Raw genomic sequence first — 24,909 nt, 5'->3', positions numbered from 1 at the left:
TTTGGCCGCCACCGCGAAACAGATCGAAATCCTAAAGCGATGCGGACGCCCAGTTGCTCATTTGCGCGCTCAGCTGAAGCGCAAGCGCCTCGGCCTCATCTTTGGCGCAGGGGTGAGCAAGGATATTGGATTTCCGAATTGGACAGAGCTGGTTGATAGACTCGCTGCCCATCCGGAAGTTAAAGGCGTTGAGCAGCTTAAGCGATACAGGCTAGAAAATTCTCCTGCTTTTGTTCTGACACGATCTTTAGCGTCGGTTACGCAACTTCTATTTGGAATATACAGACTGAATAAGATTGAGACTCAAAAGCTCTCCACGCCATTGACGTTTTTTGCCGAGCAAACAATCAAAACAGATTGGCTCCGCCTAATACACCACGAGTTATATAGCGGCCTTACCACTGAGGAGCGGTTGAAAAAAATAAAGAACCATCCTTATCTTTCTTCTTTCTTAGAAATAATAAAACGATCTCCAATAACCGTAAATTATAACTTCGACGACACGTTGGAGCGTATGCTTCTTCTTGCGCGAAATGATGTTGAGCGTGAAAGCACCCGCGGCTACGAGGTAGCCGATAAACCGAACTCACAATTCCAAAAAGACAACAGTGTCGTCTACCATCCAAACGGATTTCTACCGTCCACTTTCGAGGACGGCACAAGCGCTGACGTGATCTTTTCAGACGAGGCATTCCAGGATCAACTGCTCAGCGCCGCCACCGGCAAATACGTTCACCTCTCAAACCATCTTTTTAGAAATACGTGCCTTCTTATTGGCTTATCGCTAGAAGACCCTACCCTTCAAAGTTTACTTCGACAAAACTCTATCGCAAACCCGGGAAATATTCATTACGTTGTGCATTTTGTGCCCGACTTCGGTGCCGCCGATAGTGAGGCAATGAAGACGCTGTTCAGGCAGAACTTTTCCTCTTATGGCCTCTACACTATATTCCTGGATTCAGCAGGAATAAAATTTCTGGCCACCATAATAGCTATGGAAGATGAGCCATTTCATCTGAATTACGCGCAGCATGTACAAAAACTTGTGTATTATCTAGTCGGCTCAGTCGGGTCGGGTAAAAGCACGGCGGCGTCTAATTTCAGAAACCTAATTACCTATGACGAATGGATTGACGAGAGAAAGCCAGAGCTTGCGAAAGCCGAAGAAGACGTGGACCCGAGCGCAATACCAGATATAAATCGCTGGATCGCTGAACAGTTTCGCAAGAAAAACTATGCGCTTCAGTCGTCTAAAGAGGGAATTCATTTGGTCGATAGAGCCCCCCTTGATCCCTTAACATTTAGCGCTCCAGAGGAAAGGCCAACGAAGTCGGCCGCTCTTCTTGAGCAAATAACAGACAATGGAACACGTGAAATCTGCAAAGGTCATATCATTCACTTGGAATGCGGAATGGAAGAAATTCGTATTAGAAATAGTCTCAAGCATAAATATTGGACCGACTCCCAATATCAACAACTTCTTGTTAGAATCGATGAAGTATACGGACCCATGGTTCGAACCACGATATGCACGCGGGGTCGTGATGCGACGGCGGTCGCACGCGAAATCGCAAAGGTCATTTTTTTGGATGACTACAGACCGGTGGACCTCGAAGATACACTGAAACAAGTCCAGGCGGGAACTTATGCCGTATAAGCGGAGGGCCTACCTAGCTGCTCCCTTGTTCAATGACAGAGAGCGGATTTTTAATCTTCAGATTGCTGGCGCGCTGGAGATGAACCTTGATATCTTTCTGCCGCAACGTGACGGAACTCTGTTGGTCAACATGATTGCGGCAGGGGTACCGGCCGTTGTCGCAGAGCAGAGAGTATTTCAGCAGGACTGCGAAGCGATGCGCCGCTCCGAGATACTGATCGCGGTGCTCGACGGAGGACACATCGATGAGGGGGTCGCGTTCGAAATTGGCTTTATGTGTGCCCTTGGACGCGTTTGTGTGGGGCTACAGACCGATGTCCGGCGGGCCCTCCCCTCAGGCAACAATCCGATGCTAATCGGCGGACTGTCGAAAATTTTCAGTGACTTGGAAGGGTTGACGGCCTGGGTTCAAGGCATTCCGCGCGAACAGGACGCAAAGAGAGGGTAAGTTTCGATGGCCCTAGGTCCAATCCTACGAGCGCGTGGCTCGCCCTAGTGGTACAGAATAGGCCGTTCATCGTCCCCTTCATTGACTTTTAATTGCTGCACTGCCACATACCCCTCGTGCGGTTCGCCGCGCTATCCGGCCCGCCGCCGCGTGAAGAGCTCCTTCAGCTCCCCAGCCGCAGGCCACGAACGCCTTTCATATGGCGCCCGGACACGCGGGGCGTCGCGTTTGGACCCCGCGTCGAACGACCGCGCGCTCAGTGAAGCGACGCGGCGCTTGCCGCATACGAAAGACTATATTTTGACCGATTTTGCTTCGCTTGGCCTGGCCAAGCCGCTGCTCAGCGCCTTGGCGTCAGAGGGCTACACCACCCCTACCCCGATCCAGAGCCAGGCTATCCCGCTGGTGCTCAAGGGCGGCGATATCCTGGGCATCGCCCAGACCGGCACCGGCAAGACCGCCGCCTTCGCCCTGCCCATCCTCCAGCGCCTGGCCGAGGACCGCAAACCCGCCCCACGCCGCGGCTGCCGCTGCCTGGTGCTGTCGCCGACCCGCGAGCTGGCCAGCCAGATCGCCGAGAGCTTCAAGACCTATGGCAAGAACATGGGCATGACCGTCGCGGTGGTGTTCGGCGGCGTCAAATACGGGCCGCAGGTGCGCGCCCTGGCCGCCGGCGTCGACGTGCTGGTCGCCACCCCCGGCCGGCTGATCGACCATATCAACGAGAAGGTCGCCGACCTGTCGGCCGTCGAGGTCTTCGTGCTCGACGAGGCCGACCAGATGCTGGACATGGGCTTCATCGCCCCGATCCGGAAGATCGCCGCCAAGCTGCCCCACCGCCGCCAGAACCTGTTCTTCTCGGCCACCATGCCGACCGAGATCGGCAAGCTGGCCGGCGAGCTGCTCAAGGATCCGGCCAAGGTCTCGGTCGCGCCCCAGGCCACCACGGTCGAGAAGATCGACCAGAAGGTGCTGTTCATCGAGAGCGCCCGCAAGCGCGCCCTGCTGGGCGAGCTGTTCGACGACGCCTCGCTCAAGCGCGTGCTGGTCTTCACCCGCACCAAGCGCGGCGCCGACCGCGTGGCCCGTCACCTGGAGACGCAAGGGGTGATGGCCGCCGCCATCCATGGCGAGAAGAGCCAGGGCCAGCGCGAACGGGCCCTGGCCAGCTTCAAGGCCGGCGAGGTCCGCGCCCTGGTCGCCACCGACATCGCCGCCCGCGGCATCGATGTCGACAGCGTCAGCCACGTCATCCAGTATGAGCTGCCCAACGTGCCCGAGAGCTATGTCCACCGGATCGGCCGCACGGCCCGGGCCGGCGCGGGCGGCTCGGCCATCGCCCTGGTGGCCGATGACGAGCGCAATCTGCTGCGCGACATCCAGAAGGTGACCCGCCAGACCATCCCCGCCTGGGACCGCCGCAACGACCGCACCCTGGGCGCGGCCGAGGCTGCCCTGAAGGCGGCCGAACCGGCGGTGAAGGAAAAGCCCGAGCGCTCGGGCGGGCGTCCGCAAGGGCGGAACGGCCGCAACGACGGCGGCCGCACCCCCTACGGCCACCAGCCCCCCAAGCCGACCGGCAAGCCGCACCGCCAGCATCGCCCCGACTCTTACAACCCGTTGGCGGGTGAAGTCGTCGCCGGCGCCCCCACCGTGGCCGACGCCAAGCGCAACCAGCCCCGCCGCCGCAACCGCGGCGGCGCCGGCGGCAAGGGCGGCAGCAACGGCGGCGGGCGGTCTCAGTTCGCTTAGGCGCAGTTCGCCTAGCGTCACAAGCCCTCCCCGGCCGCTTGACCCAGGTCAACGCGGCCGGGCGGAGGCTGCCCGACAGTGATCAGGTCCAGCGAGACGGCCTCTGCCGCCTCGGCCAGCAGAGGACCTGACCCATGAAAACCTTCGTCACCGCCGCGGCGAGCCTGTCGCTGCTCGTCGGCTCGGCCGCTTCGGCCCAGCCGGGCCCGCCGGACGCCAGCCGCTATGGCCCGCGCCCGCCGCAGGATTCGCAGGGCTATCAGCGCTACAACCCGCGCTGGTCGCGCGGCGACCGCCTGCCGCCGCAGTACCGCCAGCCGCAATACTATGTCTCCGACTGGCGCCAGCGCGGCCTTCGCCCGCCGCCCCGGGGCTATCGCTGGGTGCGCTACAACGACAGCAACTACTTCCTGGTCGCCATCGCCACCGGCCTGATCGCCCAGACCGTCTATCGCGACGAGCGCGAGCAGAACTGGGAGCGCCGCTACAACCGGCGCTACAGCTACCAGGACGATCGCTACTGGCAGGAATGCCGTGACAAGCCCGATCCCGCCGGCGTCATCGTCGGGGCGATCATCGGCGGCCTGCTCGGCAACGCCGCCGGCGGCGACGACAACCGCGGCGGGGCGACCCTGGCCGGGGTGATCATCGGCGGGGCGGTCGGCGGGGCCCTGACCAAGGACATGAACTGCGAGGACCGCAGCTACGCCTACCGGACCTACTACAACGGCTTCAATTCCGGCCGGCCGGGCAGCCGCTACAGCTGGCGCAACCCCAGCAACAACCACCGGGGCGACCTGCGGATCGGCGGCTACTACTACGATCCGGCCGGTTTCCGCTGCACCACCTTCTCCCAGACCATCTACATCGACGGCCGCCCCCGCCAGGGCAATGGCCGCGCCTGCCGCCAGCCGGACGGGACCTGGGCGATCGTCAACTGAGGTGGGAAGCGGGGGTCACCCCCCCTTCAGCACCACATTCATCACCGACTGTCCCGGCCCGGCGCCCAGCGCCCGGGCCCGGCGGCTGCCGGCGTTGGTGATGACGATGCGCTCGATACTGCCCGCCGGAAGGGCGTTGACGTCGAAGCCCTCGGCCGGCCGGCGGCCATTGACCAGCAGCAACTCGGGCGACAGCGGCCCGATCACCCGCACGGTGGGCGAGCCCTCGAAGGTGGTCACCGCGCCCTGGGTCCTGGAACGGTCCGAGGTGATCTGGATCCCCGACGATGTGTCGCCCGTCTTTTCACAGGCGAAGGCCCCCTTCAGCGCCCGGGTCACGAACAGCCTGGGCGTCTCGGCGGCCTCCGGCGTGGCGGCGGCGATGGCGGCCCGGGCCTGTTTCTCCAGCGCGATATAGTCGTTGGTCGTCGGCTGGCAGACCCCGCTGTCCTTGGCCGACAGCACCGCGAAGATCACCCCCGTGCAGAAGCCGCTGTCCCGCGCCTCGCCGCTCGCGCAGGCCCGCTGGTAGCCGGCCGCGTCTGACGTCTGGTCGCCCGCCTTGACCGTGCGGCGGCTGGCGTCGGCCGCCACCCCGGCCAGGGGCTGGGCGAAGGCCGCGCCGATGAGGCCGGTCGAGACGGCCGCCACGCCCATGAGGCCGGCGGCGGCGGCCAGGGCGCGCCGCGAGGACGGGCCGGCGGGGCTGAGAATGGCTTTGAAACGCATGGCGTGTTCGCTCCCTTGTTTACGGATGAAGGCCGGCTGGGCGCCCCCCGCTCCCGCCAGCCGCATGGCGGCCAGCAGCACGACGGCGTAGCGGCGGCGCAGGTCCTCGCCGGCGCCGGCCAGCACGGTGGCGTCGCAGATCTCCTCGCGCAGGGCGACCAGGCGGGCAATGCAGAGGTGGGCCGGCGGGTTGAACCACAGCACCGCGCTCAGCGCCTGGTCGGCCAGGATGCGCCAGTTGTCGCGCCGCCGCAGATGGGCCAGCTCGTGGGCGCAGATCAGGGCCAGGTCGTCCGCCGACAGCTGGGCCAGCAGCCGCTCGGGCAGGATGATGGCCGGCCGCATCAGCCCGACCAGCAGCGCCGCCCCGGCCTCCTGGCTGGCCAGGACCGGGATGGCGATATGGGCCAGCTCGCTCACCGGCCGGGCCCGTCGCCGCAGCCGCTCGACCCGCCAGGACCGGACCAGCAGTCCGCCCAGCCCGACCAGCATGCCGGCCGCCAGCAACAGCGCCAGCGGGTCAATCAGGCTTGCCGGATCCAGGCGCGGCAGGGCGATGGCGGCCGGCGCGGCCTTGGCCGGCCCGGCGGCGGCGATCGTGGCGTGGACCTGCGGCGCGGCGCTCGCCACCCGCCGCAGCAGGCCCAGCGGCGTCGCCAGCATCGTCAGCACGGTGAGGCCCAGCCCGGTCCGCCAGACCATGGCCCGCGCCGCCGCCGTCAGGGCCAGCCGCTCGGCCAGCGTTCCGGCCAGCCAGGCCAGGGCCGCCGCCGGCAGGGTGGCCGCCAGGGCGACGACGATGGTGGGGGCGAGCGCGCTCATTGGCCCTCCCCAGGAACGTCTTGGGCGTTGAGCAGGGTCTCCAGCGCCTTGAGCTCGTCCTCGCTGAGCAGCTTGCTGCCCGAGAAGGCCGCCGCCGGCAGGGCCGCGTCGATCTCCAGCACCCCGCGCATCATCCGCTTCAAGGCCGCCCCCAGCACCGAGACCTTGTCCTGGGCTGGGGCGTAGACGGCCATGCCGTGCACCGAGCGCCGCGAAATGAGCCCCTTGGCCCGCATCCGCTCCAGCACCGTCCGGGTCGTCGAGGCGGCCCAGTCCAGCTCGGCCGGCAGGGCGTCCTGCACCTCGCGGGCGCTCATGGGGCCCGATTGCCAGAACAGTTTCAGCAGGGCCAGTTCGGTGTCGGAGGGCGGCATGTGAGTCTCCATGTCGCCGATTCGTTACATTTGTAGTGCGTGGGCGTCAAGGGTCGCGAAGGGACATGATCGGCCTGCGGCCGAACATGTTCCCTCGCCGCTTTGGCTATCTGCCCTTCCACTGCGGCGCGCGCTTCTCGGCGAACGCCCGAGGCCCCTCGATCAGGTCTTCCGACCGGAACAGCGCCGCCACGGCCGGGAACTTGCCCTGGCCGGAGATCGCCGCCTCGAGCGTCGGCTCGTCCAGCCCCTTCATCACCGCCTCCTTGGAGGCCCGGATTGACATCGGGGAACACTCACAAATCAGCTTGGCCCACCTGCGGGTCTCGGCCATCAGGTCCGCCGCCGGCACGACCGCGTTGACGAAGCCCAGCGACTCCCCCTCCGCCGCCGACACCCGCCGGGCGGTCAGGATCATCCCCATCGCCCGCTTCAGCCCGATCTGGCGGGGCAGCCGGTGCAGCCCGCCGGCCAGCGCCGCCAGCCCCACCTTCGGCTCCGGCAGGGCGAACACCGCCGTGTCGGCCGCCAGGATGATGTCGCAGGCGAGCGCAATCTCGAATCCGCCGCCCATGGCCACGCCATTGACCGCCGCGATCAGCGGCTTGGCGAGGTCAAACCTGGAGGTCAGCCCGGCGAACCCCGAAGGGGGCGAGCCCATCTTGCCGCCGCCCGCCTGGTGCTTGAGGTCGTTGCCGGCCGAGAAGGCCCGCTCGCCAGCCCCGGTGACGATGCCAACCCACTGCTCCGGATCGGCGGCGAAGGCGTCGAACGCCTCGTGCAGCTCGAAATGCGCCGGCGAATGCAGGGCGTTCATCACGTCCGGGCGGTTGAGGGTAATGACGGTGACCGGCCCCTCGCGGTCGACCTTGATGAACTCGTAGGCCATCGGACGCTTCTCCCGTTTGCTTTGAAGCGAAGTGGCGCGCCCTTCCCTACCGTCCGTCAATCGCCCTCAGGTCCCGCCGGAATCGCTTCCAGTTCTCGACATAGTGCAGCGCCGACATCTCCAGCACCCGCGCCTGGTGGTCGTCGACCGAGCGGATCACCTTGCCCGGCGCGCCCATCACCACGGAATTGTCGGGGATCTCCTTGCCCTCTGTGATCAGGCAGCCGGCGCCGATCAGGCAGTTCCTGCCAATCTTCGCGCCATTCAGGACGATGGAGCCGATTCCGATCAGCGAGTTGTCGCCAATCGTACAGCCATGCAGCATGACCAGATGGCCGACGGTGACGTTGGCCCCGATGACCAGCGGCATGCCGTGATCGGCGTGCAGCACAGAATTGTCCTGGACGTTGCTGTTCTCACCGATGGTCAAGCAATCGGTGTCGCCGCGCACGGTCGCACCCCACCAGACGCTGGCGTTCTTCTTGAGAATCACCTGACCCATCACCGCCGCATTGGGCGCAATCCAGTATTCATCCTCGCCAGGGAGGTGCGGCGCTATGTCGCCCAGAGCATATATAGTCATCCGCACACCCCGTATCTTTGCGCAAAGGGCTTGATTAACGAGTCCGAAACCAAGTTAGCATCATCTTAGTCGGGCGATTCGAGGGGACGCCAGTCCTCTCCGATCCCGCCACGGGCGGTGTTCGCTCGTGGTCTCCCGTCTGAACGGAGAACCGGGTGTCGCGTTTGGGGTGTCGGCGGCCAGATCCGCCAAACCGTTTTGAGGGCGCTAGCGGGCCACCCGCACGCGCCGGCGCGAACCTTCCTTCGACCGTTCCACACCAAGGGCGAGCCATTGCGGCGTCGCCCTTTTTTCATGTCCAAATGGAGGCCTCATGACCAAGCGAGCCCTGAAGCGGATGGTGCGCGAAGGCGCCTACGACTCCGCCCAATACCCCGAGGACGGCAAGGTGCGCCGGCTTCCCGTGGGGGACAGGGGTGGCTGGTCGCCGCTGCATGGTCAGGATGTTCGCAATCACGAGGAGGGCCGCGACCAGGGCTACCTCAAGACCATAAAACCGAAATCCGACGGCCAGGCCGAACTGATGAAGGCCATCGACGACCGCAACCTGGTCCTGGCCCTGGGCCCCGCCGGCACCGGCAAGACCTACCTGGCCATCGCCAAGGCAGTCGAAGCCCTGGAGGCCGGCAAGGTTGGCCGCATCGTGCTTTCCCGCCCCGCCATCGAGGCCGGTGAATCCATCGGCTTTCTGCCCGGCGACATGGAGGACAAGCTGGCCCCGTACCTGCGGCCCCTCTACGACGCCCTGTCGGACCGCATGTCGATGAAGCGGGTCCGGGCCCTGATGGCCGAGGGCGCCATCGAGATCGCCCCGGTCGGCTACATGCGCGGCCGCACCCTCAACAACGCCTTCATCGTCATCGACGAGGCCCAGAACTGCACCTACGTGCAGCTGAAGATGCTACTCACGCGGCTGGGCTGGCACTCGACCATGGTGGTGACGGGCGACCCCAACCAGTCGGACCTGCTGCCGGAGATTTCCGGTCTGGCCAATGTGGCGACGCGGCTGGAGGCGGTGCCGAACATCGGGGTGGTGCGGCTGCACGAGCGGGACATCGTGCGGCATCCGCTGGTGGCGGACATGCTGGGGGTGCTCTAGCCCCAGCTTTTCAGGAACCTGGCGAAGTAAAATTGGGGGGCGGGCCGCATGGCCTGCCCCCCTTTTTCCATGGCGGCCGCCCGGCGCCCCACCTATCTCTCGCGCTCAACCCAGGGGATCGCCGGTGACACGCCCGTTCGGCCAGAACTACGCCTTCGTCGTCGCCGGCGGCATCTTCCTGGCCCTGCTGGTCACCGCCGGCCTGCGCGCCGCGCCCGGCGTGATGATGGTCCCGCTCGAGCAGGCCTTCGGCTGGTCCAGGGCTTCCATCTCCTTCGCCGCCGGCCTGGGCATCTTCCTCTACGGCCTGACCGGCCCGTTCGCCGGCGCCCTGATGCAATCGTTCGGGGTGCGGCGCACCGTCGTCTGCGCCCTGATCCTGATGAGCCTCTCCACCGGCCTGTCGGCCCTGATGAGCCAGCCCTGGCAGTTCGTCGCCACCTGGGGCGTGCTGGCCGGGATCGGCAGCGGTTCGGTGGCCATGGTCATGGGAGCCACCGTCGTGAACCGCTGGTTCGTGGCGCGGCGCGGGCTGATGCTGGGCCTGCTGTCGGCCAGCACGGCGACCGGCACACTGATCTTCCTGCCGGCCATGGCGGCCATCGCCACCGGGCCCGGCTGGCAGACCCTGGTGCTGACCATCGCCGTCATCACCGGCGTCATGGCCCCGATCCTGTTCTTCCTGCTGCCCGAGCACCCGCAGGACATCGGCCTGGTCCCCTATGGCGCCGAGCCCGGAACGCCGGCCCAGCCTACGGCCAAGGCCGCCGACACCCTGAACAACGCCTTCGGGGCCCTGGTCCGCGCCGCTCGCAAGCCGACCTTCTGGTACCTGTTCGGGGCCTTCTTCGTCTGCGGCCTGACCACCAACGGCCTGGTCGGGGTGCATATGATCGCCTTCTGCGCCGACCACGGTCTGCCCGAGGTCCAGGCGGCCGGCGTCCTGGCCCTGATGGGCATCTTCGACCTGATCGGCACCACCGCCTCGGGCTGGCTGACCGACCGCTACGACCCGCGCAAGCTGCTCTTTGTCTACTACGCCCTGCGCGGCCTTTCGCTGATCGCCCTGCCCTTCCTGGACTTCGACGTGCTGAGCCTGACGATGTTCGCGGTCTTCTATGGCCTGGACTGGATCGCCACCGTGCCGCCCACCGTCAAGCTGGCGACCGAGGCGTTCGGCGAGCGCGACGGCCCCATCGTCTTCGGCTGGATCGCCGCCGGCCACCAGCTGGGCGCCGCCACCGCCGCCATCAGCGCCGGCCTGCTGAGGGCCGCCGAGGGCCGCTATCTGGAAGCCTTCGTCATCGCCGGCCTCACCGCCCTGGCGGCGGCGGCGGCCTCGCTGCTGATCCAGCGGCCCGCTAGCGCCACGCCCGCACCGCAGCCCTGAGGTCGGCGGCGAAGGCCTCCAGGTCCTCCAGAAACGCCGAGTGGCCGCCGCGATAGAAGCGCAGCTCATGGCGCGGGAAGGTCAGGGCCGCCGCCTTGCAGCGGCTCCAGGCGATGATCTTGTCGCCCTTCGACCAGGCCAGCAGCACCGGCGCGCTCACCTTCGGCGCCAGGGCCCGCAGGTCGGCCTCCGGCGAGGCGAACCCCGCCCAGGCCTCGGCCAGGACCGGGGCGATGTCATAGGCCGCCGCCACAATCTGCCGCCGCCGCGCCGGCGCTCGCGGCAGAACCTGGCGGTAGTAGAGGTCGAAGGCCCAGCGGTACCAGCCCGCCCCGCGCGCGCCGGCCCGGAACATCGCCGCCAGCCAGCCGATGATCCGCCGCGCCGGCCCGTCGATCCTGGCCAGCCCGCCCGGATCGCACAGCACCAGCCCGCGCACCGGCGCGCCGGCCGCGCCCATCAGGATCGCCGCCGTGCCGCCGATGGAATTGCCCAGCACCACCGGCCGCCCCAGGCCCAGGGCCACGATGGCGTCGGTCGCCACCATCGCATAGTGCTGCGCCGTCACCGGACCCGTCCCGCGCGGGCTCTGGCCCTGTCCAGGCCAGTCCAGGGCGACGACCTCGAACTCGCCCCCGACCGCCTGGGCCAAACCCTCGAAGTCGCGGCTGTCATGGCCGATCGCATGCAGGCAGAGGATCGGAATCCCGCGCCCCCATCGCCGCACGAACAGCCGCTCGCCGGCCGCTTCGATCGTCTGTGATTTTCCTATCACTTTACACCTCGCTTGTGATATCTACATCACATGATCGAGGTCGAGCACAAGCCCACGCGGCAGAAACTGATCGAGGCGGCGGCCCAGGCCTTCAACGCCGGCGGCTATTTCGGTACGGACACCAATCGTATCGCCCGGGCGGCCGGCTTCGCGCCCCAGACCTTCTATCGCCATTTCGAGGACAAGCTGGCGGTGTTCATCGCCGTCTATGACGACTGGCGCGAGAGCGAGCGCCTCGCCGTCCGCGCCGCCGCCCGCGCCCCCGATCCGGACCTGGCCATAGCCCAAGCCTCGCTGGACCATCACGTTCGCTGGACCGGCTTCCGCCGCTCCCTGCGCCTTCTGGCTCTGGAGGAACCGAGGGTTCGCGACGCCCGCACTCTCAGCCGTCGCCAGCAACTGGGGGACCTCGCCAAGGCCCCCGGCAACCGGGGCCGCGAGCCGGCGGACCTGGCCGCGGCGCTGCTGAAGGTCGAGCGGGTCTGCGACGCGGCGGCGGACGGCGAATTGGCCGACCTGGGACTGGGCGAAGCGGCCATCCTCGGACTGGTTATCGATGCCATCCGAGGCGCGCGAGGGCGGGGCTAGCCTAGTCCGCCAGAAGCTGGTCATTATCCGCCCCTAACCCTCGGGGAGGCGTTTCGTGAACCGCGTAGAACTGACCATCCGGTCGCTGATCCTGGGGGTGCTGATCACCCTGGTGTTCACGGCGGCCAACGTCTTCCTGGGCCTCAAGGTCGGCCTGACCTTCGCCTCCTCGATCCCCGCCGCGGTGATCTCGATGGCCGTGCTGCGGATGTTCAGGAGTTCGACCATCTGGGAGAACAACATCGTCCAGACGGTGGCCTCGGCCGCCGGGACGCTGTCCTCGATCATCTTCGTGCTGCCGGGCCTGATCATGGTCGGCTGGTGGACCGGCTTTCCGTTCTGGACGTCATTTTCGGTCTGCGCCATCGGCGGCCTGCTGGGGGTGATGTATTCCATCCCGCTGCGCCGGGCCCTGGTCACCAACAGTCCCCTGCCCTACCCCGAAGGCGTCGCCGCCGCCGAGGTGCTCAAGGTCGGCGTCGGCTCCCGCGAGACGGCCAAGGAGGCCGCCGCCGAGGGCAAGGCGGGCCTGGCCACCGTCGTCGTCGCCTCCGCTGTCTCGGCGGGCCTGGCCCTGCTGACCGCCACCAAGGTGGTCGCCACCGAGATCGGCGGCTTCTTCCGGGTCGGGGCCGGGATCGGCGGCGCCTCGACCAGCTTCTCCCTGGCCCTGCTGGGCGCGGGCCATCTAGTCGGCATCTCGGTGGGCCTGGGCCTGCTGGCCGGTCTCATCCTGGCCTGGGGCGTGCTGACCCCCATGCTGACCAGCCACTACACCCCGGATATGGGCGCCATCGGCGACTACGCCACCGGCATCTGGCGCACCAAGGTCCGCTTCATCGGCGCGGGGGCCATCGGCACCGCCGCCATCTGGACCCTGGGCAAGCTGGCCGTCCCGCTGTGGACCGGCCTGACCTCGGCGCTCGCCGCCCAGCGCCGGCGCGGCGAGGGCAATACCGAGGATATCCCGATCACCGAGCGCGACATCCCCATCGGCATCGTCGGCCTGATCAGCCTGCTGGCCATGGTTCCGCTGGCCTGGCTGCTGTGGACCTTCCTGCAGGCCGGCGGCATGGCCACGGCCCAGGCCATCCCACTGATCGTCGGGGCGCTGGTCTACATCGTCATCGCAGGCTTCTTCGTCGCCGCCGTCTGCGGCTACATGGCCGGGCTGATCGGCAGTTCCAACAGCCCGCTGTCGGGCGTGGGCATCCTGGCGGTGCTGGGCGCGGCCCTGCTGCTGGTCATGGCCCGCACCACCCTGGGCGTCGAAGCGGGACCGGTGCTGGTCGCCTTCGCCCTGTTCACCACCGCCGTGGTGTTCGCGGTCGCCACCATCGCCAACGACAACCTGCAGGATCTGAAGACCGGCCAGTTGGTCGAGGCCAGCCCCTGGAAGCAGCAGGTGGCCCTGATCGTCGGGGTCGCGGCGGGGGCCATGGTCATCCCGCCCATCCTCGACCTCCTGAACCACGCCTACGGCTTCGTGGGCGGCCCACCCGGTATCTCCGGCGATCCGCTGCCCGCCCCCCAGGCCACGTTGATCTCGGCCCTGGCCAAGGGCGTGCTGACCGGCGACCTGGAATGGCCCCTGATCTGGATCGGCATCGCCATCGGGGTGGGCATCATCATCGTCGACGAGGTGCTGGGCCTTTTGAAGCTCACCCGTCTGCCGCCGCTGTCGGTCGGCATCGGCATCTACCTGCCGATGAGCACCACCGCCCCGGTGCTGATCGGCGCCATCCTGGGCTGGGCCTATGACAAGTTCATCGCTCGGGGGCCGCACGAGGCGGTGATGAAGCGGCTGGGCGTCCTGCTGGCCTCGGGTCTTATCGTTGGCGAGAGCCTGATGGGCGTGCTGCTGGCCGGCATCATCGTGGCCACCGGCAAGGAGAGCCCGCTGGCCCTGGTCCAGGAAGCCTTCGAGCCGACGGCCATCAAGCTGGGGGCCGTGGTGTTCGCGGTGCTGGTGCTGGGCCTCTATGCCTGGGTGACGAACCTGGGCCGGCGGACCGCCGCGCCGGACAACGCCTAGCGCCGCTCTAGCCTTCCGGGTTTGTCAGGCGCGTGAACACCCGGTTCCGGCTCTTCGGCCCGGCGGATGCTTCCGACGCAGGAAGCAGCCGTATTTCCGGCGGATCGACGCTGACCACGTCGATGCACTGCCACTCGGTGTAGAGCGACCAGTGGGTCAGCGGGCCGGGATAGTCGTCGGTGGCGAGGGTGGCGGCGGCGACGTAGGCCAGGAAGGCGCTGTTGGTCCGGATCTGCAGCCGGTCGTCGCCGAGCGCCTCGCCGTCTACCCGAGCGTAGCTTTCGTTGCGGACGACATAGGCGACATAGCAATACCAGATCAGCTCGAACCTGCGGCTGGTCTCATCTGGCTTGACCGGGCGGGCCTCGCCGACCTCGGTCATCTCCGGAGCGCCCGGCTTGGCCTCGACGACCACGATTCGCAGATCGTTTTCCGCCGGCTCGCCGATATCCTCAAGCAGGAGCGAGACCCGGCCTTTGGGAAAATCCGCCGACCCGGTCACGCCGCTCGTCCTAGACCTCGAGGTCCTCCGCCAGGATGGCCATCTCGAACAGGAACGAGCCGTCCTCGTCCTCGTCCTCATAGATGACGCCGATGAACTCGCCCTTCAGCTCGACCTCGGCCGAGTCCTTCTGCTTGCGCGCCTTCACGGCGACATGCGGGTTGCCGAAGGTGCGCTTCAGGTGCGCCTCGATCTTCTGGATGTCTTTGTCGTCCACGGGCGGCCCCTTTGGCTACTGGCGCGCATACCTAGCGGCGCCAGAGCCTGACGCAAGCCTTAGATTTGATAGTTGAAGCAGTCTTCCGGAACCGTGTGGTCCATGCTGCGGGCCGGTTCCTCGCAGGTCGGGCAGTTGACCAGGCGGGCCGGGACGCCGGCGGCGGTGCAGCCGGGCGGAACGTCCTTGAGCACCACCGAGCCGGAGGCCACCTTGGCGTAGTCGCCCACGGTGATGTTGCCCAGCACCTTGGCCCCGGCGCCCAGCAGGACCCCCTTGCCGATCTTGGGGTGGCGGTCGCCGCGCTCGGCGCCCGTGCCGCCCAGGGTCACCCCATGCAGCATCGAGACATCGTCCCCGATGCGGGCGGTCTCGCCGATGACGATGCCGGTGCCGTGGTCGAAGAAGATGCCCTTGCCGATGACGGCGGCCGGATGGATGTCGACCTGGAAGACCTCGCTGATGCGGCTCTGCAGGTAGAAGGCCAGGGTCTGGCGGCTGTGGGTCCACAGCCAGTGGCTGACCCGATAGGTCTGCAGCGCCAGGAAACCCTTGAAGAACAGGAAGGGCTGCACATAGCCCTTGCAGGCCGGGTCGCGCTCGAACACCGCCTTGAGGTCCGCCTCGGCGGCGGCGATCAGCGACGGGTCGGCCTGATAGGCCTCGTCGGCGAACTCGCGGGCGCTCATGGCCCGCAGCTCCTGGTCGGCGACCTTGCGGGCCAGCTGATAGCTCAGCGCATCGGCCAGGTTGGTGTGCGAGAGGATGACGGCGTTCAGCAGCGAAGCCAGGGCCGGCTCGTCGCGCGCGGCGCGTTCGGCTTCGTTGCGCAGCGAGGCCCAGACGGGCGGCGCCGAAGTGGCTTCCACCACTTCCAGATGATTGGCCATCGATGGCCTCCCTGTTTCCGGCGACATCCTTAGCACGATGCGGCTTGAACGTCTGCCAGCAGCCCCTTTGATGGGCATATGGGTATCCAAAAGCAACTTCGCCAGCGGCCTGAGGTCGCAACACGACGGTATTGCTTGGTGGTTAAGGTTTTTCCGTCATGCTGGGTTCATCTCAAGTTCGGGACCCCAGAATGACCTTGCCCAGAGTTCTGCTGCCGGCTGCCTGCGCGCTGCTGGCTCTCGCCCCCGCTACCTTCACTCAGGCCGCGCCCGCCGAGGGCCGGGTGACCGGCGAGAACCTGGCTCAGCTGCTCAAGAGCGACCATGTCTGGTGCGCCGAGTGGCGCGGCCGCGACACCAGCTGCGAGGACGTCGGCTTCATCGACGTGATCGACGCCAAGACCTTTCGCCAGACCTATCGTTACCAGCTCAGCGACTCGCCCGACCTGCAGATGATCGTGCGCCAGACCGTGCAGCTGGAGGGCGACGCCCTCTGCGCCAAATTCCAGTTCAAGGACCTGGACGTGGTGGTGCTCGAGGACGGCGCGCCGGCCACGCCGGAGAGCGCGGCCCCGGTCATAGCCATGCTGGCCGACTCGATGTCGGCGCTGGAAGGCAAGATGACCTGTGAGCACTTCTCCCGCGACGCGGCGAGCGGCGACCTGGTCTCGTTCGTCACCCTGGACGGCGAGATGAGCCCCGATTTCGACAGCCGCTACCGCCTGCTGACCCCGGACGCCCGCATCAACCTGCGCCCGCTGATCCAGCCGGAAGAAGAGAGCAGCACCACCTCTATCGCCTAGGCCGTCGGCATCGCTTAGATACGGGGGCATGCGCAACGCCCCCGCCTTCGGCGATCCCCTGCCCCAGCCCGCGACGCCGGAAGTCCTCGACTTCCTGGCCCGCCGCCGCTCGTCCTCGGCCCTCAGCCTGCAGGCGCCCGGGCCCAGCGCGGCGCAGCTCGACGAACTGCTGACCCTGGCCGCCAGGGTTCCCGACCACGGCAAGCTCTCGCCCTGGCGGTTCGTGGTGCTGGAGGGGGCCGGCAAGACCGCCTTCGCCGAGAAGCTCGAGGCGCTCGCCGAGGGTCGCGAGGACGGCGTCAAGCTGAAGGCCAAGCTCGCCAAGCTGAAGACCCCGCCCATGGGCGTGGCGGTCATCTCCCGCTATCTGCCAGGCGACATCCCGGAGTGGGAACAGCGGCTGAGCGCGGCGGCGGTGTGCCTGAACCTGCTCTACGCCGCCACGGCCATGGGGTTTGGGGCCAACTGGATCACCGACTGGTACGCCTACGACGCCGAGGCCAATGCGGTGCTTGGTCTTGGCGAAGGCGAGAAGGTCGCCGGCTTCGTGTTCATCGGCCAGGCGGGCGAGGTTCCGCTGGAACGCGTGCGGCCGGATGTCAGCGCGCTGGTGAGCCGCTGGGGCGATAGCGCCTAGCCTCTACCCCGATACGGCGCCACGCCCTGGTCCGGCAGCCACAGCCCTTCCGGCGGTTTTCCGGTCTGCCAGAAGACATCGATCGGGATCCCCCCGCGCGGGAACCAGTAGCCCCCGATCCGCAGCCATGCCGGGTCCAGCAGCTCCACGATCCGCCGCCCGATCGCCAGGGTGCAGTCCTCATGGAACGCCCCATGGTTCCGGAAGCTGGCCAGGTAGAGCTTCAGCGACTTGGACTCCACGATCCAGTCGCCGGGGACATAGTCGATGACCAGATGGGCAAAGTCCGGCTGGCCGGTCACCGGGCACAGCGAGGTGAACTCCGGCGCGGTGAAGCGGATCAGATAGGTCTGGCCGGCCTGCGGGTTGGCGACGCGCTCGAGCACCGCCGCCTCGGGGTTGGCTGGCCACTCGGTGGCGTGGCCCAGCTGGGTCAGCTTCGTTTCATCCATGGCGGCGCTTTAGACCGCCCGGCGGGATGGGACAAGGCGCGTGGTCCGCGCTATCAGGCTGCAACCAGATCAGGGAGAGCGACCATGGCGGCCAACGATTTCGCGGGATGGACAGTGGTGGTGACCGGAGCCTCGACGGGCCTGGGCCGGGCCATCGCGGTGGAGACCGCCCAGCGGGGGGCCGCCCTGGTGGTGGTCAACTACGCCTCCAGTGCTGACGACGCCGCCGAGACCGCCCGCCAGTGCGAGGCGGCCGGCGCCAAGGCGGTCCTGGTCCAGGGCGATGTCGGCGAGGACGCCGACTGCATCCGTATCGCTGAGGCCGCCGCTCCCAGCGGCCGCATCGACGCCCTGTTCAACAACGCCGGGGTCACCAAGTTCGCCCCCAACCACGCCGACCTCGACGCGGTGACCGCCGACGACTTCATGCGGCTCTACCGGGTCAATGTCATCGGCGCCTACCAGATGGTCCGCGCCTGCCGCAGCCTGCTGGAAGCGGCCCCGCAGCCTGGCGCGGTGGTCAACACCGCCTCGATCGCGGGCGTCACCGGCATCGGCTCCTCGGTTCCCTACGCCGCCTCCAAAGGCGCCATGACTACGCTCACCCTGTCGCTGGCCAGAGCTCTGGCCCCCAGGATCCGGGTCAACGCCATCTGCCCGGGCTTCATCGACACGCCCTGGTTCGGCAAGGGCATGCCGGAGGCCTCGGTCGACCGCCTGCGGGCCGGCGCCGCGGCCGCCACGCCGCTGAAGGTGGCCTCCACGGCCGAGGACATCGCCGCTTCCGCCGTCTTCCTGGGCTCGACCGCCTCGCGCCACATCACCGGCGAGACCCTGCTGGTCGATGCGGGCAGCCATCTGGGCTATGCGCCGATGGGAATGCGGTAGCCGCCTTTACGCTTCCCCTGACGGGCGACCGCCGGGAATCGTATCGCGCGTATCGCCCCGTTCCACCGTGAGGAGGGCGCCCAAAAATTGGGCTACCGCGCGCTGGGACGCTCGTTTCAGCGACAGGTTGGTTAAGGTTTCCCCGCCCATGCTGCGTCGCGGTAGGGTCAGGCTCTCCGCGCACGGCACATTTGAGCCGCACGCAGGATCCCCTTCGCAAACCGGGGCCGGCGAAAAAAGAAGGGGATATACCAAATGAAGACCTGGAAACTGGCCCTGGCCGCCGCGGCGGCCTCGCTTTCGATGGGCGGCGTCGCCCTGGCCGACGATGCGCCGGCGGTGACGTTCAATGTCGGGGTGGCCTCCGATTATGTGTTCCGCGGTGTCAGCCAGACCGACGAAAGCGTTCAAGTGTTCGGCGGCGCGGACGTGACCTCGGGTATCTTCTACGCCGGCGTCTGGGCCTCCAACGTCGACTTCGGCGACGACACCTCGGCCGAGGTCGACGGCTATTTCGGCGTCAAGCCGACGGTCGGCGCGGTCAACCTCGACATCGGCGCCGTCTACTACGGCTACGTCAACGCCCCCTCGGGCTCTGACTACGGTTACTGGGAAGGCAAGATCGCCGGCTCGGTCCCGGCCGGTCCGCTGACCCTGGGCGCGGCCGCCTACTACTCACCGGACTTCTTCGGCGGTGTGGGTGACGCCCTCTATTACGAGGTCAACGCCTCGGGCTCGCCCGCCGACAAATGGACGGTCAGCGGCGCGCTGGGACACCAGACCATCGATGATTTCAGCGTTCTGGACTACACGACCTGGAACCTGGGCGTCAGCTACGCCTTCACCGACAAGATCTCGGCCGACCTGCGCTACCACGACAGCGACATCGATTTCTGCTCGAGCATCTGCGACAGCCGCGTCGTGCTGTCGCTGAAGGCCACCCTGCCCTAGCCGCTTCCTCCCAGGAGGCTAGAGGCCGAGAAGCCGTCGCGGACGACCGCGGCGGCTTTTTCGTGCGCCATCGATGGTGTTTCCTACGCGCCGTCGGCGACGTATCCGGGCGCCGGGCCCCGCAGGACGGGCGGGTTTTCGGCGAGGTCCAGGTCGAAGCCGTAGATAACAGCCGGCCGGCGGGTGTTGTCCGGATCGACGAAGCCGAGCTTCACCTCCCAGGCGCCGGGACGGCCGCCGGCCCGCGGGGCCGCCGACACGCCGTCCAGCACCCGGGCGCCGGCCCGGGCCAGCACCCCGGCCAAGACCGGGGCGTCGGCCGCCACCGCGTTCAGGGCGCGGTCCGCCGGGCTGACCCCGGGGTTGCGGCAATCGCGGTAGAGCCGGTCCAGGACGGGGTCGACCCTGTCCAGCGCCGTCATCCTCCCCGGATCGCCGAGGCGCAGGACGGCAAGGCTTTGCCCTGACAACAGCTGGGCCGCGCCACCGGTCAGGACGCCGGGGACGGCAACCCCCTCGGCCATGAGCCCGGCTGCCAACGCCTCGTAGACCCGACCGGCGAACGGCCCCTCCGGCAGCAGGCCATAGAGCGGGCCGCCATCCAGGTTCAGGGTCCAGATCAGGGCGGCGGCTTCCGACGGCGCCTGTTCCAGATAGGCGGCCATCTGGCGCGGGTCGTCGGGGTTTGCCAGACGGACGCGGAAGCGATCGCGCCGCCCTTGCGTGCCGAAGTCATAGCCGATCTGGCCCAGGCAGAAGACAGGGCCGGGCGCGACCGCCATGGACGGCTCCACCGCCCGCCCCTTGCCGGCGTTCAGCGCGAACAGTTCCCGCACCGCCCCCTCGATGTTCAGAAATCCCGCCAGGGCCCGCTCCCGCTCCTCCGGCTCGGCCGCGTCGCTGGGGGTGGCGGTGGTCAGCAGGGCCTGGCGGACCTGGGTGGCGTCCAGGGTCCAGCCCTGCTGCAACTGAAGGCTCATCAAGAGGCCCGCCACGCCGGTGACGATGGGAGCCGCGCAGCTGGTGCCCTTCTGCAGGACCGTGCCGCCGTCCGGCGCGGCGCCCAGAATATCGAAGCCGGGGGCGACGATGCCCTGCTCCTGGTAGACCCCGCCCCAGTTGCTGAACCGGGCCATGTCGCCATCGTTGTTCGAGGCGCCCACCGCCAGCACGCCGGGGATGGCGGCGGGGAAGCACCAGCACTCGCCCCGGTCATTGCCGCCCGGGGCGACGATCAGGACATTGTTGTCCAGGCAGGTCTGGATCGCCCGGGCCAGCATATCGTCGGGCTGGCCGGACATGCTGGGGATGCAGGCGGCGATATGGATGATGTCGGCCCCCTCGCGGAAGGCGGCGCCGATGGCGTTGGCCAGACTGATCGGGTCGACGGCGGTTTCGACGTTCCAGAGCACCGGGATGCTCAGCCCCCGGCAGCGCGGCGCCACGCCTTCCACGCTGGTCCCCGGCTGGCCCAGGATGACACTGGCGATGTGGCAGGCGTGCTCGGCGGCCCCCTCGCCCACCGACTTGTCCGACCAGACGCCGTCAAGAACCGTCAGGTCGGCGCCCTGGAAACAGGGATGATCCAGCGCCACCGGCCCATCGAGGATGGCGATGCAGATCCGCCCATCGCCCAGCGTGCGCCGCCGCAGGGCGTCCATGCCGGGGATGGCCAGGACCTCGGTCACGGGCCCCTACTTGCGGCGACGGCGGGAGGCGCGGCCGATCTCGGCGTAGCGGGCGGCGATCCTCAGCCAGGCCTCGGCGTTGAAGATCACCCCGGTCTGGTAGCGCCAGCCGGGATGGGCGAGCGCCGGAGCGGCCGCCCGCGGCTTGGCGGCAGGCTTGCGAGGCGCCCGGGTCACCGCCTGCCCCCCAGCTGCTGGGTCTTCAGCCGGTCATAGCCGTGGCTGATGAACCGCTGCGGGTCGTTGTAGTTCATGCCGTGCACCAGATCGAAAAGCCGGTCGAGGATGTGCACGGTCTCGCCGTTGGTCAGGGAGACCGTGAGGAACGGGTGAACGACCTCGGGCCTTCGGATCGGCGGAGTGAAAGGCGGCAGCATCGGGTCCGCCTCAGGTGGTGGTCGAGTAGCTGACGACCTTGCCCAGGGTCACCGGCAGCTTGTCGGAGACATCCAGGGTGTAGCGATAGACCGTGAAGGCCCGGGTGGTGTTCTCCGGGTCCATGAACTTCAGCTGCACGTCCCAGCAGTCGCTGTCGATGCGGCCATAGGGGCTCTTCACCACCGCGATGCGGTCCAGCGACTTGCCCTTGGCGAGCGCGGCGGCCAGCACCTCGGTCAGCGAGAAGATGTTGGTGGCCGCATAGTTCATCGCCCGGTCCGGTGAGGTGACGCCGAGGTTGCGGTACTCGTAATAGAGCTTGTTCAGCACCTGGCGCAGGATGTCCTCGGGGCTGTCGCGCCGCGCCCCGGCCGGGTCGGGACCGGCGTCCTTGAGCGCCTGGACGATGGCCGGCCGGGCCCGGGCCAAGAGGTCGGTGGTCTTCCAGGCATACATGCCGCGCGGGGCGTCGACGATCAGCTGGCTGACCTCCTGGCCCGAGAACAGCCGCACCGTGCGCCCGGTCAGCACCGCCGGCACGCTGACCCGCTCGACATAGCCGTCGGAGAGGTCGGGCTGCGACTGGCCGTCCAGCATGTCGACCAGGGTCTCGTAAACCCGGGCGGCGAAGGGCCCGACCGGCTCGACCGCATAGACCGCCGTCAGTTCCAGGTTCAGCGTCCAGATCAGCGAGCTGGCCTCGTCCGGCCGGTATCTCAGATAGGCCACCATCTGGCGGGCGTCGTAGGGATTGGCGGGGGCGGCCTGGAAACCCTGCCCCTCCAGGTCCGACATCGCGGCGCCGTCGCCGGCGTAGCGGAACTCGTCATTGCCATCGACATTGCGGTACCAGACCGGCGGCATCTGCTGCTTGAAGCTGTCACGCCGCGCCTCGGTGCCGAAGTCGTAGCCGACCAGGCCGATGAAGAAGACCAGCCCCTTGCCGACATCGCAACCGCAGCCGGCCGACGGCGCGACCCCCAGGTCCAACGGGCGAGCCCCCAGCGCGGTGGGCGCGGCCTGAACCGGCTCATACTGCGGCCGGATCTCGGCCGCTCCCGCCCCGACCATGGCCGGCATCGGCGGCGGCAGGGTTTCCAGCTCGGCCTGCGGCGCCACGGTGGTTTCACGCGGTTCGGACATAGTCGCCTCCCTCGATAAGGAATTCATCGCCCCGACCGCATCCAGTTCGCCCGCCATGTACGGGCTGCAGTCTTCGATATGCATGGGATCGCAGGCTTTCGCCCCGTTCAGGATGGCCCGCCGCACGCCGTGCGGGTCGGGCGTTTCGCCCCGCCCGGCCTGCAGGCTGAGCAGCAGGGCCGCCACGCCGGCGACGATGGGGGTGGCCAGGCTGGTGCCGGTCTGGCGGGACACGCCGTCGCCGCCGGGCATGGCGCCCAGAACGTCCTTGCCCAAGGCCAGCACGCCCTGGGCCTTGTAGGCCGGGCCCCAGCAGCTCATCGCCATCGGTTGGCCGGCCTCGTCCATCGCCCCGACCGTCAGCACCGAAGGCAGGGCGGCCGGCACATGCAGGCATTCGTGGCGGCCGGTCTTGGGGTCGCGGTCGTTGCCGGCGGCGGCGATGACCAGCACGTTCTTCAGCCGCGCCGAGGCGATGGCGTTGGCCAGCAGGTCCTCGGACTCGCCCGCATGGGTCAGCTGGCCGCCGCTGATATTGATGATGTGGGCCCCGCTCTCCACCGCCAGGTCGATGGCGGCCGACAGGTTCAGCTGCGAGGCGCGCCGGCGCTTTTCGGAATAGACCGGGATCAGCAGGCCCCGGCAGTGGGGCGCAATCCCTTCGACCGGGCTGCCCGGCTGGCCGAAGATGACGCTGGCCACGTGGGTGCCGTGCATCGTCATCTGGCCGCTGGGCGACAGTTCGGGCGGCTCGCCCAGATAGCTGAGGTCCGCGCCGTCGAAACACGGGTGGGCCAGGTCGACCGGCCCATCGATCACGGCGATGCAGATGCGCTGATCGCCGGTGGTCTGGCGCTGCAACGCTTCGATGCCGTGATGTCCCGACAAGCTCATCCCCGCCCCGATGGGATTACATCCGCAGTGAAGATCGACCCGGCGCCCGCAGGCGCCAGATCGCTCCAGGTCTGTCCGGCCGGGGCCCTACCGAGCCTCGTTCGCCGCGAACGGGACGAAGAAGTTGATGAACGAGGCCTCGACCCCGGCGAAGGGGGCCGGGAACATGATGAATGAGGCCTCGACCCCCGCGAACGGCTGGAACGGCTGGAGGAACAACGATGGCGCCGCGCCGCCGCGGGCCGCGTCAGGGCCCCGCATGGAGCGGCTGCGCTGTACCGGCGCGGACTGGATCGGAAGATTAGTCATGGCAAGTCTCCTCAATTGCCCAGCGACGGCATGCCGCCGGGCCCTGCATCACGGCTTCCACCGCATTCCGGAGGCGCGCCTAGTCGGCGGCGGCGTCCGCGAACGGCAGCGCGAAGATGAGGAACGAGGCCTCGACGCCGGCGAAGGGAATGAACGGGACGACGAACGACGCCTCGACGCCATCGGCGCGTTGGGCGGGAGCGGCCGCGCCGCGCATGGAGCGGGCGCGTTGAACCGGGGCGGACAGGATCGGAAGGTTACGCATGGCAAGTCTCCTCTGACACCCGGCGGCGGGATGCCGCCAAACCTGCAGTCTGCTCTGGGCGGCGCCCGGCTAGTCGGCCGCCGCGTCCGCGAACGGGATGGTGAAGAAGCCGAACGACGCCTCGACACTGGCGAACGGCGAAGGGCCGATGAACTCGAAGGATGCGCCGACGTCGGCGAACGGCGTGAACGGGATGAAAATGCTGGACGCCGCAACGCCGTGCTGACCGCCCTGCCCACCGCGGTGTGAGCGGCTGCGTTGAACCGGGGCGGACTGGATCGGAAGATTACGCATCGCAAGTCTCCTCTGCTGCCCGGCGGCGGCTTGCCGCCAAACCCTGTCGTCGCACCACCCGGCCGCGCTAGGTCGCGTCGGCGCCGGCGAACGGAATGCCGAAAGCCCCGGCCCAGGCTGGCTCGACCCCGCTGTCGGCGGCGAAGGGCCAGGGCGTCTGCCAGGGATTGAACATCGTGGAGGCCTCGATGGCGGCAAATGGCTGAGGCGTCAGGGTCGACCACGACGCCGCCCCCACGCCGCCGGCCGGCTCAGCCGCGCGCATCGAGCGGCTGCGCTGCACCGGCGCAGACTGGATCGGAAGGCTTCCCATGTCAGATCTCCACCCCGGCCCCCGCCGCGCCCCGGCCACCCCAGGTCGAGCGACGTGCAACCAATCCGGGGATAGTGGAGAACGCTCGGTCACAAGGCAATGGAGATTCGCGCGAGTGTTGAAGCCTGACCAGGGCTTGGGCGGAATACGCGCGCCCGAAAGCCGAGAGCCGCCGCGGACAGCCGCGGCGGCTCCGTTTTCGT

The 24,909-nt window shown here is 67.8% G+C and carries 29 protein-coding genes; 12 read left to right on the top strand and 17 right to left on the bottom strand.

Annotated elements, in window-relative coordinates:
* Position 1 precedes the first annotated feature (1 nt).
* The 4 genes from QO010_RS01295 (at position 2) to QO010_RS01280 (ending at position 4,798) form a co-directional block, all read left to right on the top strand.
* A complete protein-coding gene (locus QO010_RS01295) occupies positions 2 to 1,657 on the top strand; it encodes an SIR2 family protein (protein WP_307344886.1) in 1,656 nt (551 codons plus the stop codon).
* Positions 1,647 to 2,105, top strand: coding sequence for a nucleoside 2-deoxyribosyltransferase (locus QO010_RS01290; RefSeq protein WP_307344884.1), 459 nt, complete (start codon positions 1,647 to 1,649; stop codon positions 2,103 to 2,105). Before QO010_RS01295 ends, QO010_RS01290 begins: the two co-directional genes overlap by 11 nt.
* 300 nt (positions 2,106 to 2,405) lie before the next feature.
* Positions 2,406 to 3,857, top strand: a complete 1,452-nt coding sequence (locus QO010_RS01285) for a DEAD/DEAH box helicase (protein ID WP_307344881.1) — start codon at positions 2,406 to 2,408, stop codon at positions 3,855 to 3,857.
* Between the two features lie 134 nt (positions 3,858 to 3,991).
* Complete coding sequence (locus tag QO010_RS01280) at positions 3,992 to 4,798, top strand: RT0821/Lpp0805 family surface protein (RefSeq protein ID WP_307344879.1); 807 nt, start codon at positions 3,992 to 3,994, stop codon at positions 4,796 to 4,798.
* Positions 4,799 to 4,813: 15 nt separating this feature from the next.
* Here the strand turns inward: QO010_RS01280 and QO010_RS01275 are convergent, their stop codons facing one another.
* From QO010_RS01275 to QO010_RS01260, 4 genes are all read right to left on the bottom strand, one after another.
* Positions 4,814 to 6,349, bottom strand: a complete 1,536-nt coding sequence (locus QO010_RS01275; protein WP_307344877.1) for a M56 family metallopeptidase — start codon at positions 6,347 to 6,349, stop codon at positions 4,814 to 4,816.
* Positions 6,346 to 6,723, bottom strand: a complete 378-nt coding sequence (locus QO010_RS01270; protein ID WP_307344875.1) for a BlaI/MecI/CopY family transcriptional regulator — start codon at positions 6,721 to 6,723, stop codon at positions 6,346 to 6,348. Before QO010_RS01270 ends, QO010_RS01275 begins: the two co-directional genes overlap by 4 nt.
* 106 nt (positions 6,724 to 6,829) lie before the next feature.
* Complete coding sequence (locus tag QO010_RS01265) at positions 6,830 to 7,612, bottom strand: enoyl-CoA hydratase-related protein (protein ID WP_307344873.1); 783 nt, start codon at positions 7,610 to 7,612, stop codon at positions 6,830 to 6,832.
* Positions 7,613 to 7,658: 46 nt separating this feature from the next.
* Complete coding sequence (locus tag QO010_RS01260; RefSeq protein ID WP_307344871.1) at positions 7,659 to 8,195, bottom strand: gamma carbonic anhydrase family protein; 537 nt, start codon at positions 8,193 to 8,195, stop codon at positions 7,659 to 7,661.
* 313 nt (positions 8,196 to 8,508) lie between these two features.
* Here QO010_RS01260 and QO010_RS01255 point away from each other — a divergent pair, with 313 nt between their 5' ends.
* Both QO010_RS01255 and QO010_RS01250 read left to right on the top strand, forming a co-directional pair.
* The gene (locus tag QO010_RS01255) at positions 8,509 to 9,294 is read left to right on the top strand and encodes a PhoH family protein (protein WP_307344869.1); all 786 of its coding nucleotides are present in this window, start codon (positions 8,509 to 8,511) and stop codon (positions 9,292 to 9,294) included.
* 124 nt (positions 9,295 to 9,418) lie between these two features.
* Positions 9,419 to 10,684, top strand: coding sequence for an MFS transporter (locus QO010_RS01250; protein WP_307344867.1), 1,266 nt, complete (start codon positions 9,419 to 9,421; stop codon positions 10,682 to 10,684).
* Here QO010_RS01250 and QO010_RS01245 read toward each other — a convergent pair.
* A complete protein-coding gene (locus tag QO010_RS01245) occupies positions 10,656 to 11,459 on the bottom strand; it encodes an alpha/beta fold hydrolase (protein WP_307344865.1) in 804 nt (267 codons plus the stop codon). The genes QO010_RS01250 and QO010_RS01245 overlap by 29 nt on opposite strands.
* 30 nt (positions 11,460 to 11,489) lie before the next feature.
* On the opposite strand from QO010_RS01245, the gene QO010_RS01240 reads away from it, so the two are divergent.
* Positions 11,490 to 12,047, top strand: coding sequence for a TetR/AcrR family transcriptional regulator (locus tag QO010_RS01240; protein ID WP_307344863.1), 558 nt, complete (start codon positions 11,490 to 11,492; stop codon positions 12,045 to 12,047).
* Positions 12,048 to 12,102: 55 nt separating this feature from the next.
* A complete protein-coding gene (locus tag QO010_RS01235) occupies positions 12,103 to 14,082 on the top strand; it encodes an OPT family oligopeptide transporter (RefSeq protein ID WP_307344862.1) in 1,980 nt (659 codons plus the stop codon).
* Between the two features lie 7 nt (positions 14,083 to 14,089).
* Here QO010_RS01235 and QO010_RS01230 read toward each other — a convergent pair whose 3' ends face one another.
* From QO010_RS01230 to cysE, 3 genes are read right to left on the bottom strand one after another with little or no spacing between them, the layout of a single operon-like run.
* Positions 14,090 to 14,584 carry a hypothetical protein gene (locus tag QO010_RS01230; protein WP_307344860.1) on the bottom strand — a complete coding sequence of 165 codons (495 nt, stop codon included), beginning with the start codon at positions 14,582 to 14,584 and terminating at the stop codon, positions 14,090 to 14,092.
* 10 nt (positions 14,585 to 14,594) lie between these two features.
* Complete coding sequence (locus QO010_RS01225) at positions 14,595 to 14,801, bottom strand: DUF3126 family protein (RefSeq protein WP_307344858.1); 207 nt, start codon at positions 14,799 to 14,801, stop codon at positions 14,595 to 14,597.
* 59 nt (positions 14,802 to 14,860) lie between these two features.
* Complete coding sequence (gene cysE, locus QO010_RS01220; protein ID WP_307344856.1) at positions 14,861 to 15,691, bottom strand: serine O-acetyltransferase; 831 nt, start codon at positions 15,689 to 15,691, stop codon at positions 14,861 to 14,863.
* 191 nt (positions 15,692 to 15,882) lie between these two features.
* On the opposite strand from cysE, the gene QO010_RS01215 reads away from it, so the two are divergent.
* Both QO010_RS01215 and QO010_RS01210 read left to right on the top strand, forming a co-directional pair.
* Entirely contained in the window at positions 15,883 to 16,494 is a 612-nt protein-coding gene (locus QO010_RS01215; RefSeq protein ID WP_307344855.1) for a hypothetical protein, read from the top strand.
* A 28-nt stretch (positions 16,495 to 16,522) separates the two neighbouring features.
* Complete coding sequence (locus QO010_RS01210; protein WP_307344853.1) at positions 16,523 to 17,131, top strand: nitroreductase family protein; 609 nt, start codon at positions 16,523 to 16,525, stop codon at positions 17,129 to 17,131.
* On the opposite strand, the gene queF is transcribed toward QO010_RS01210, so the two are convergent.
* Positions 17,128 to 17,583, bottom strand: a complete 456-nt coding sequence (queF, locus tag QO010_RS01205; RefSeq protein WP_307344851.1) for a preQ(1) synthase — start codon at positions 17,581 to 17,583, stop codon at positions 17,128 to 17,130. The two genes, QO010_RS01210 and queF, sit on opposite strands and share 4 nt — an antisense overlap.
* 84 nt (positions 17,584 to 17,667) lie before the next feature.
* Here queF and QO010_RS01200 point away from each other — a divergent pair, with 84 nt between their 5' ends.
* Together QO010_RS01200 and QO010_RS01195 are read left to right on the top strand one after the other, a co-directional pair.
* Entirely contained in the window at positions 17,668 to 18,471 is an 804-nt protein-coding gene (locus QO010_RS01200) for an SDR family NAD(P)-dependent oxidoreductase (protein ID WP_307344849.1), read from the top strand.
* A gap of 255 nt (positions 18,472 to 18,726) precedes the next feature.
* On the top strand, positions 18,727 to 19,422 hold the full coding sequence (locus QO010_RS01195; protein WP_307344848.1) for a TorF family putative porin: 696 nt from the start codon (positions 18,727 to 18,729) through the stop codon (positions 19,420 to 19,422).
* An 83-nt stretch (positions 19,423 to 19,505) separates the two neighbouring features.
* On the opposite strand, the gene QO010_RS01190 is transcribed toward QO010_RS01195, so the two are convergent.
* The 8 genes from QO010_RS01190 to QO010_RS01155 form a co-directional block, all read right to left on the bottom strand.
* Positions 19,506 to 21,110, bottom strand: coding sequence for a S8 family serine peptidase (locus QO010_RS01190; RefSeq protein ID WP_307344846.1), 1,605 nt, complete (start codon positions 21,108 to 21,110; stop codon positions 19,506 to 19,508).
* 6 nt (positions 21,111 to 21,116) lie between these two features.
* Positions 21,117 to 21,287: a hypothetical protein gene (locus tag QO010_RS01185; protein ID WP_307344843.1), complete on the bottom strand. Its 171-nt coding sequence runs from the start codon at positions 21,285 to 21,287 to the stop codon at positions 21,117 to 21,119.
* Complete coding sequence (locus tag QO010_RS01180; RefSeq protein ID WP_307344841.1) at positions 21,284 to 21,487, bottom strand: cyanobactin biosynthesis system PatB/AcyB/McaB family protein; 204 nt, start codon at positions 21,485 to 21,487, stop codon at positions 21,284 to 21,286. The genes QO010_RS01185 and QO010_RS01180 overlap by 4 nt, the downstream gene beginning before the upstream one ends.
* A 10-nt stretch (positions 21,488 to 21,497) precedes the next feature.
* Positions 21,498 to 23,525, bottom strand: coding sequence for a cyanobactin maturation protease PatG family protein (locus QO010_RS01175; RefSeq protein WP_307344839.1), 2,028 nt, complete (start codon positions 23,523 to 23,525; stop codon positions 21,498 to 21,500).
* Positions 23,526 to 23,612: 87 nt separating this feature from the next.
* The gene (locus QO010_RS01170) at positions 23,613 to 23,834 is read right to left on the bottom strand and encodes a hypothetical protein (RefSeq protein WP_307344837.1); all 222 of its coding nucleotides are present in this window, start codon (positions 23,832 to 23,834) and stop codon (positions 23,613 to 23,615) included.
* Between the two features lie 79 nt (positions 23,835 to 23,913).
* The gene (locus QO010_RS01165; RefSeq protein ID WP_307344835.1) at positions 23,914 to 24,099 is read right to left on the bottom strand and encodes a hypothetical protein; all 186 of its coding nucleotides are present in this window, start codon (positions 24,097 to 24,099) and stop codon (positions 23,914 to 23,916) included.
* Between the two features lie 69 nt (positions 24,100 to 24,168).
* Positions 24,169 to 24,393: a hypothetical protein gene (locus tag QO010_RS01160; RefSeq protein WP_307344833.1), complete on the bottom strand. Its 225-nt coding sequence runs from the start codon at positions 24,391 to 24,393 to the stop codon at positions 24,169 to 24,171.
* Positions 24,394 to 24,460: 67 nt separating this feature from the next.
* Positions 24,461 to 24,706 carry a hypothetical protein gene (locus tag QO010_RS01155; RefSeq protein WP_307344831.1) on the bottom strand — a complete coding sequence of 82 codons (246 nt, stop codon included), beginning with the start codon at positions 24,704 to 24,706 and terminating at the stop codon, positions 24,461 to 24,463.
* Between the last annotated feature and the right edge of the window lie 203 nt (positions 24,707 to 24,909).

This window comes from Caulobacter ginsengisoli (assembly GCF_030814835.1).
GTDB classification, from domain to species: Bacteria; Pseudomonadota; Alphaproteobacteria; order Caulobacterales; family Caulobacteraceae; genus Caulobacter; species Caulobacter ginsengisoli.
Note: the sequence above shows the minus strand (reverse complement) of the source record. Positions and strands in the feature narration are given on the sequence as shown.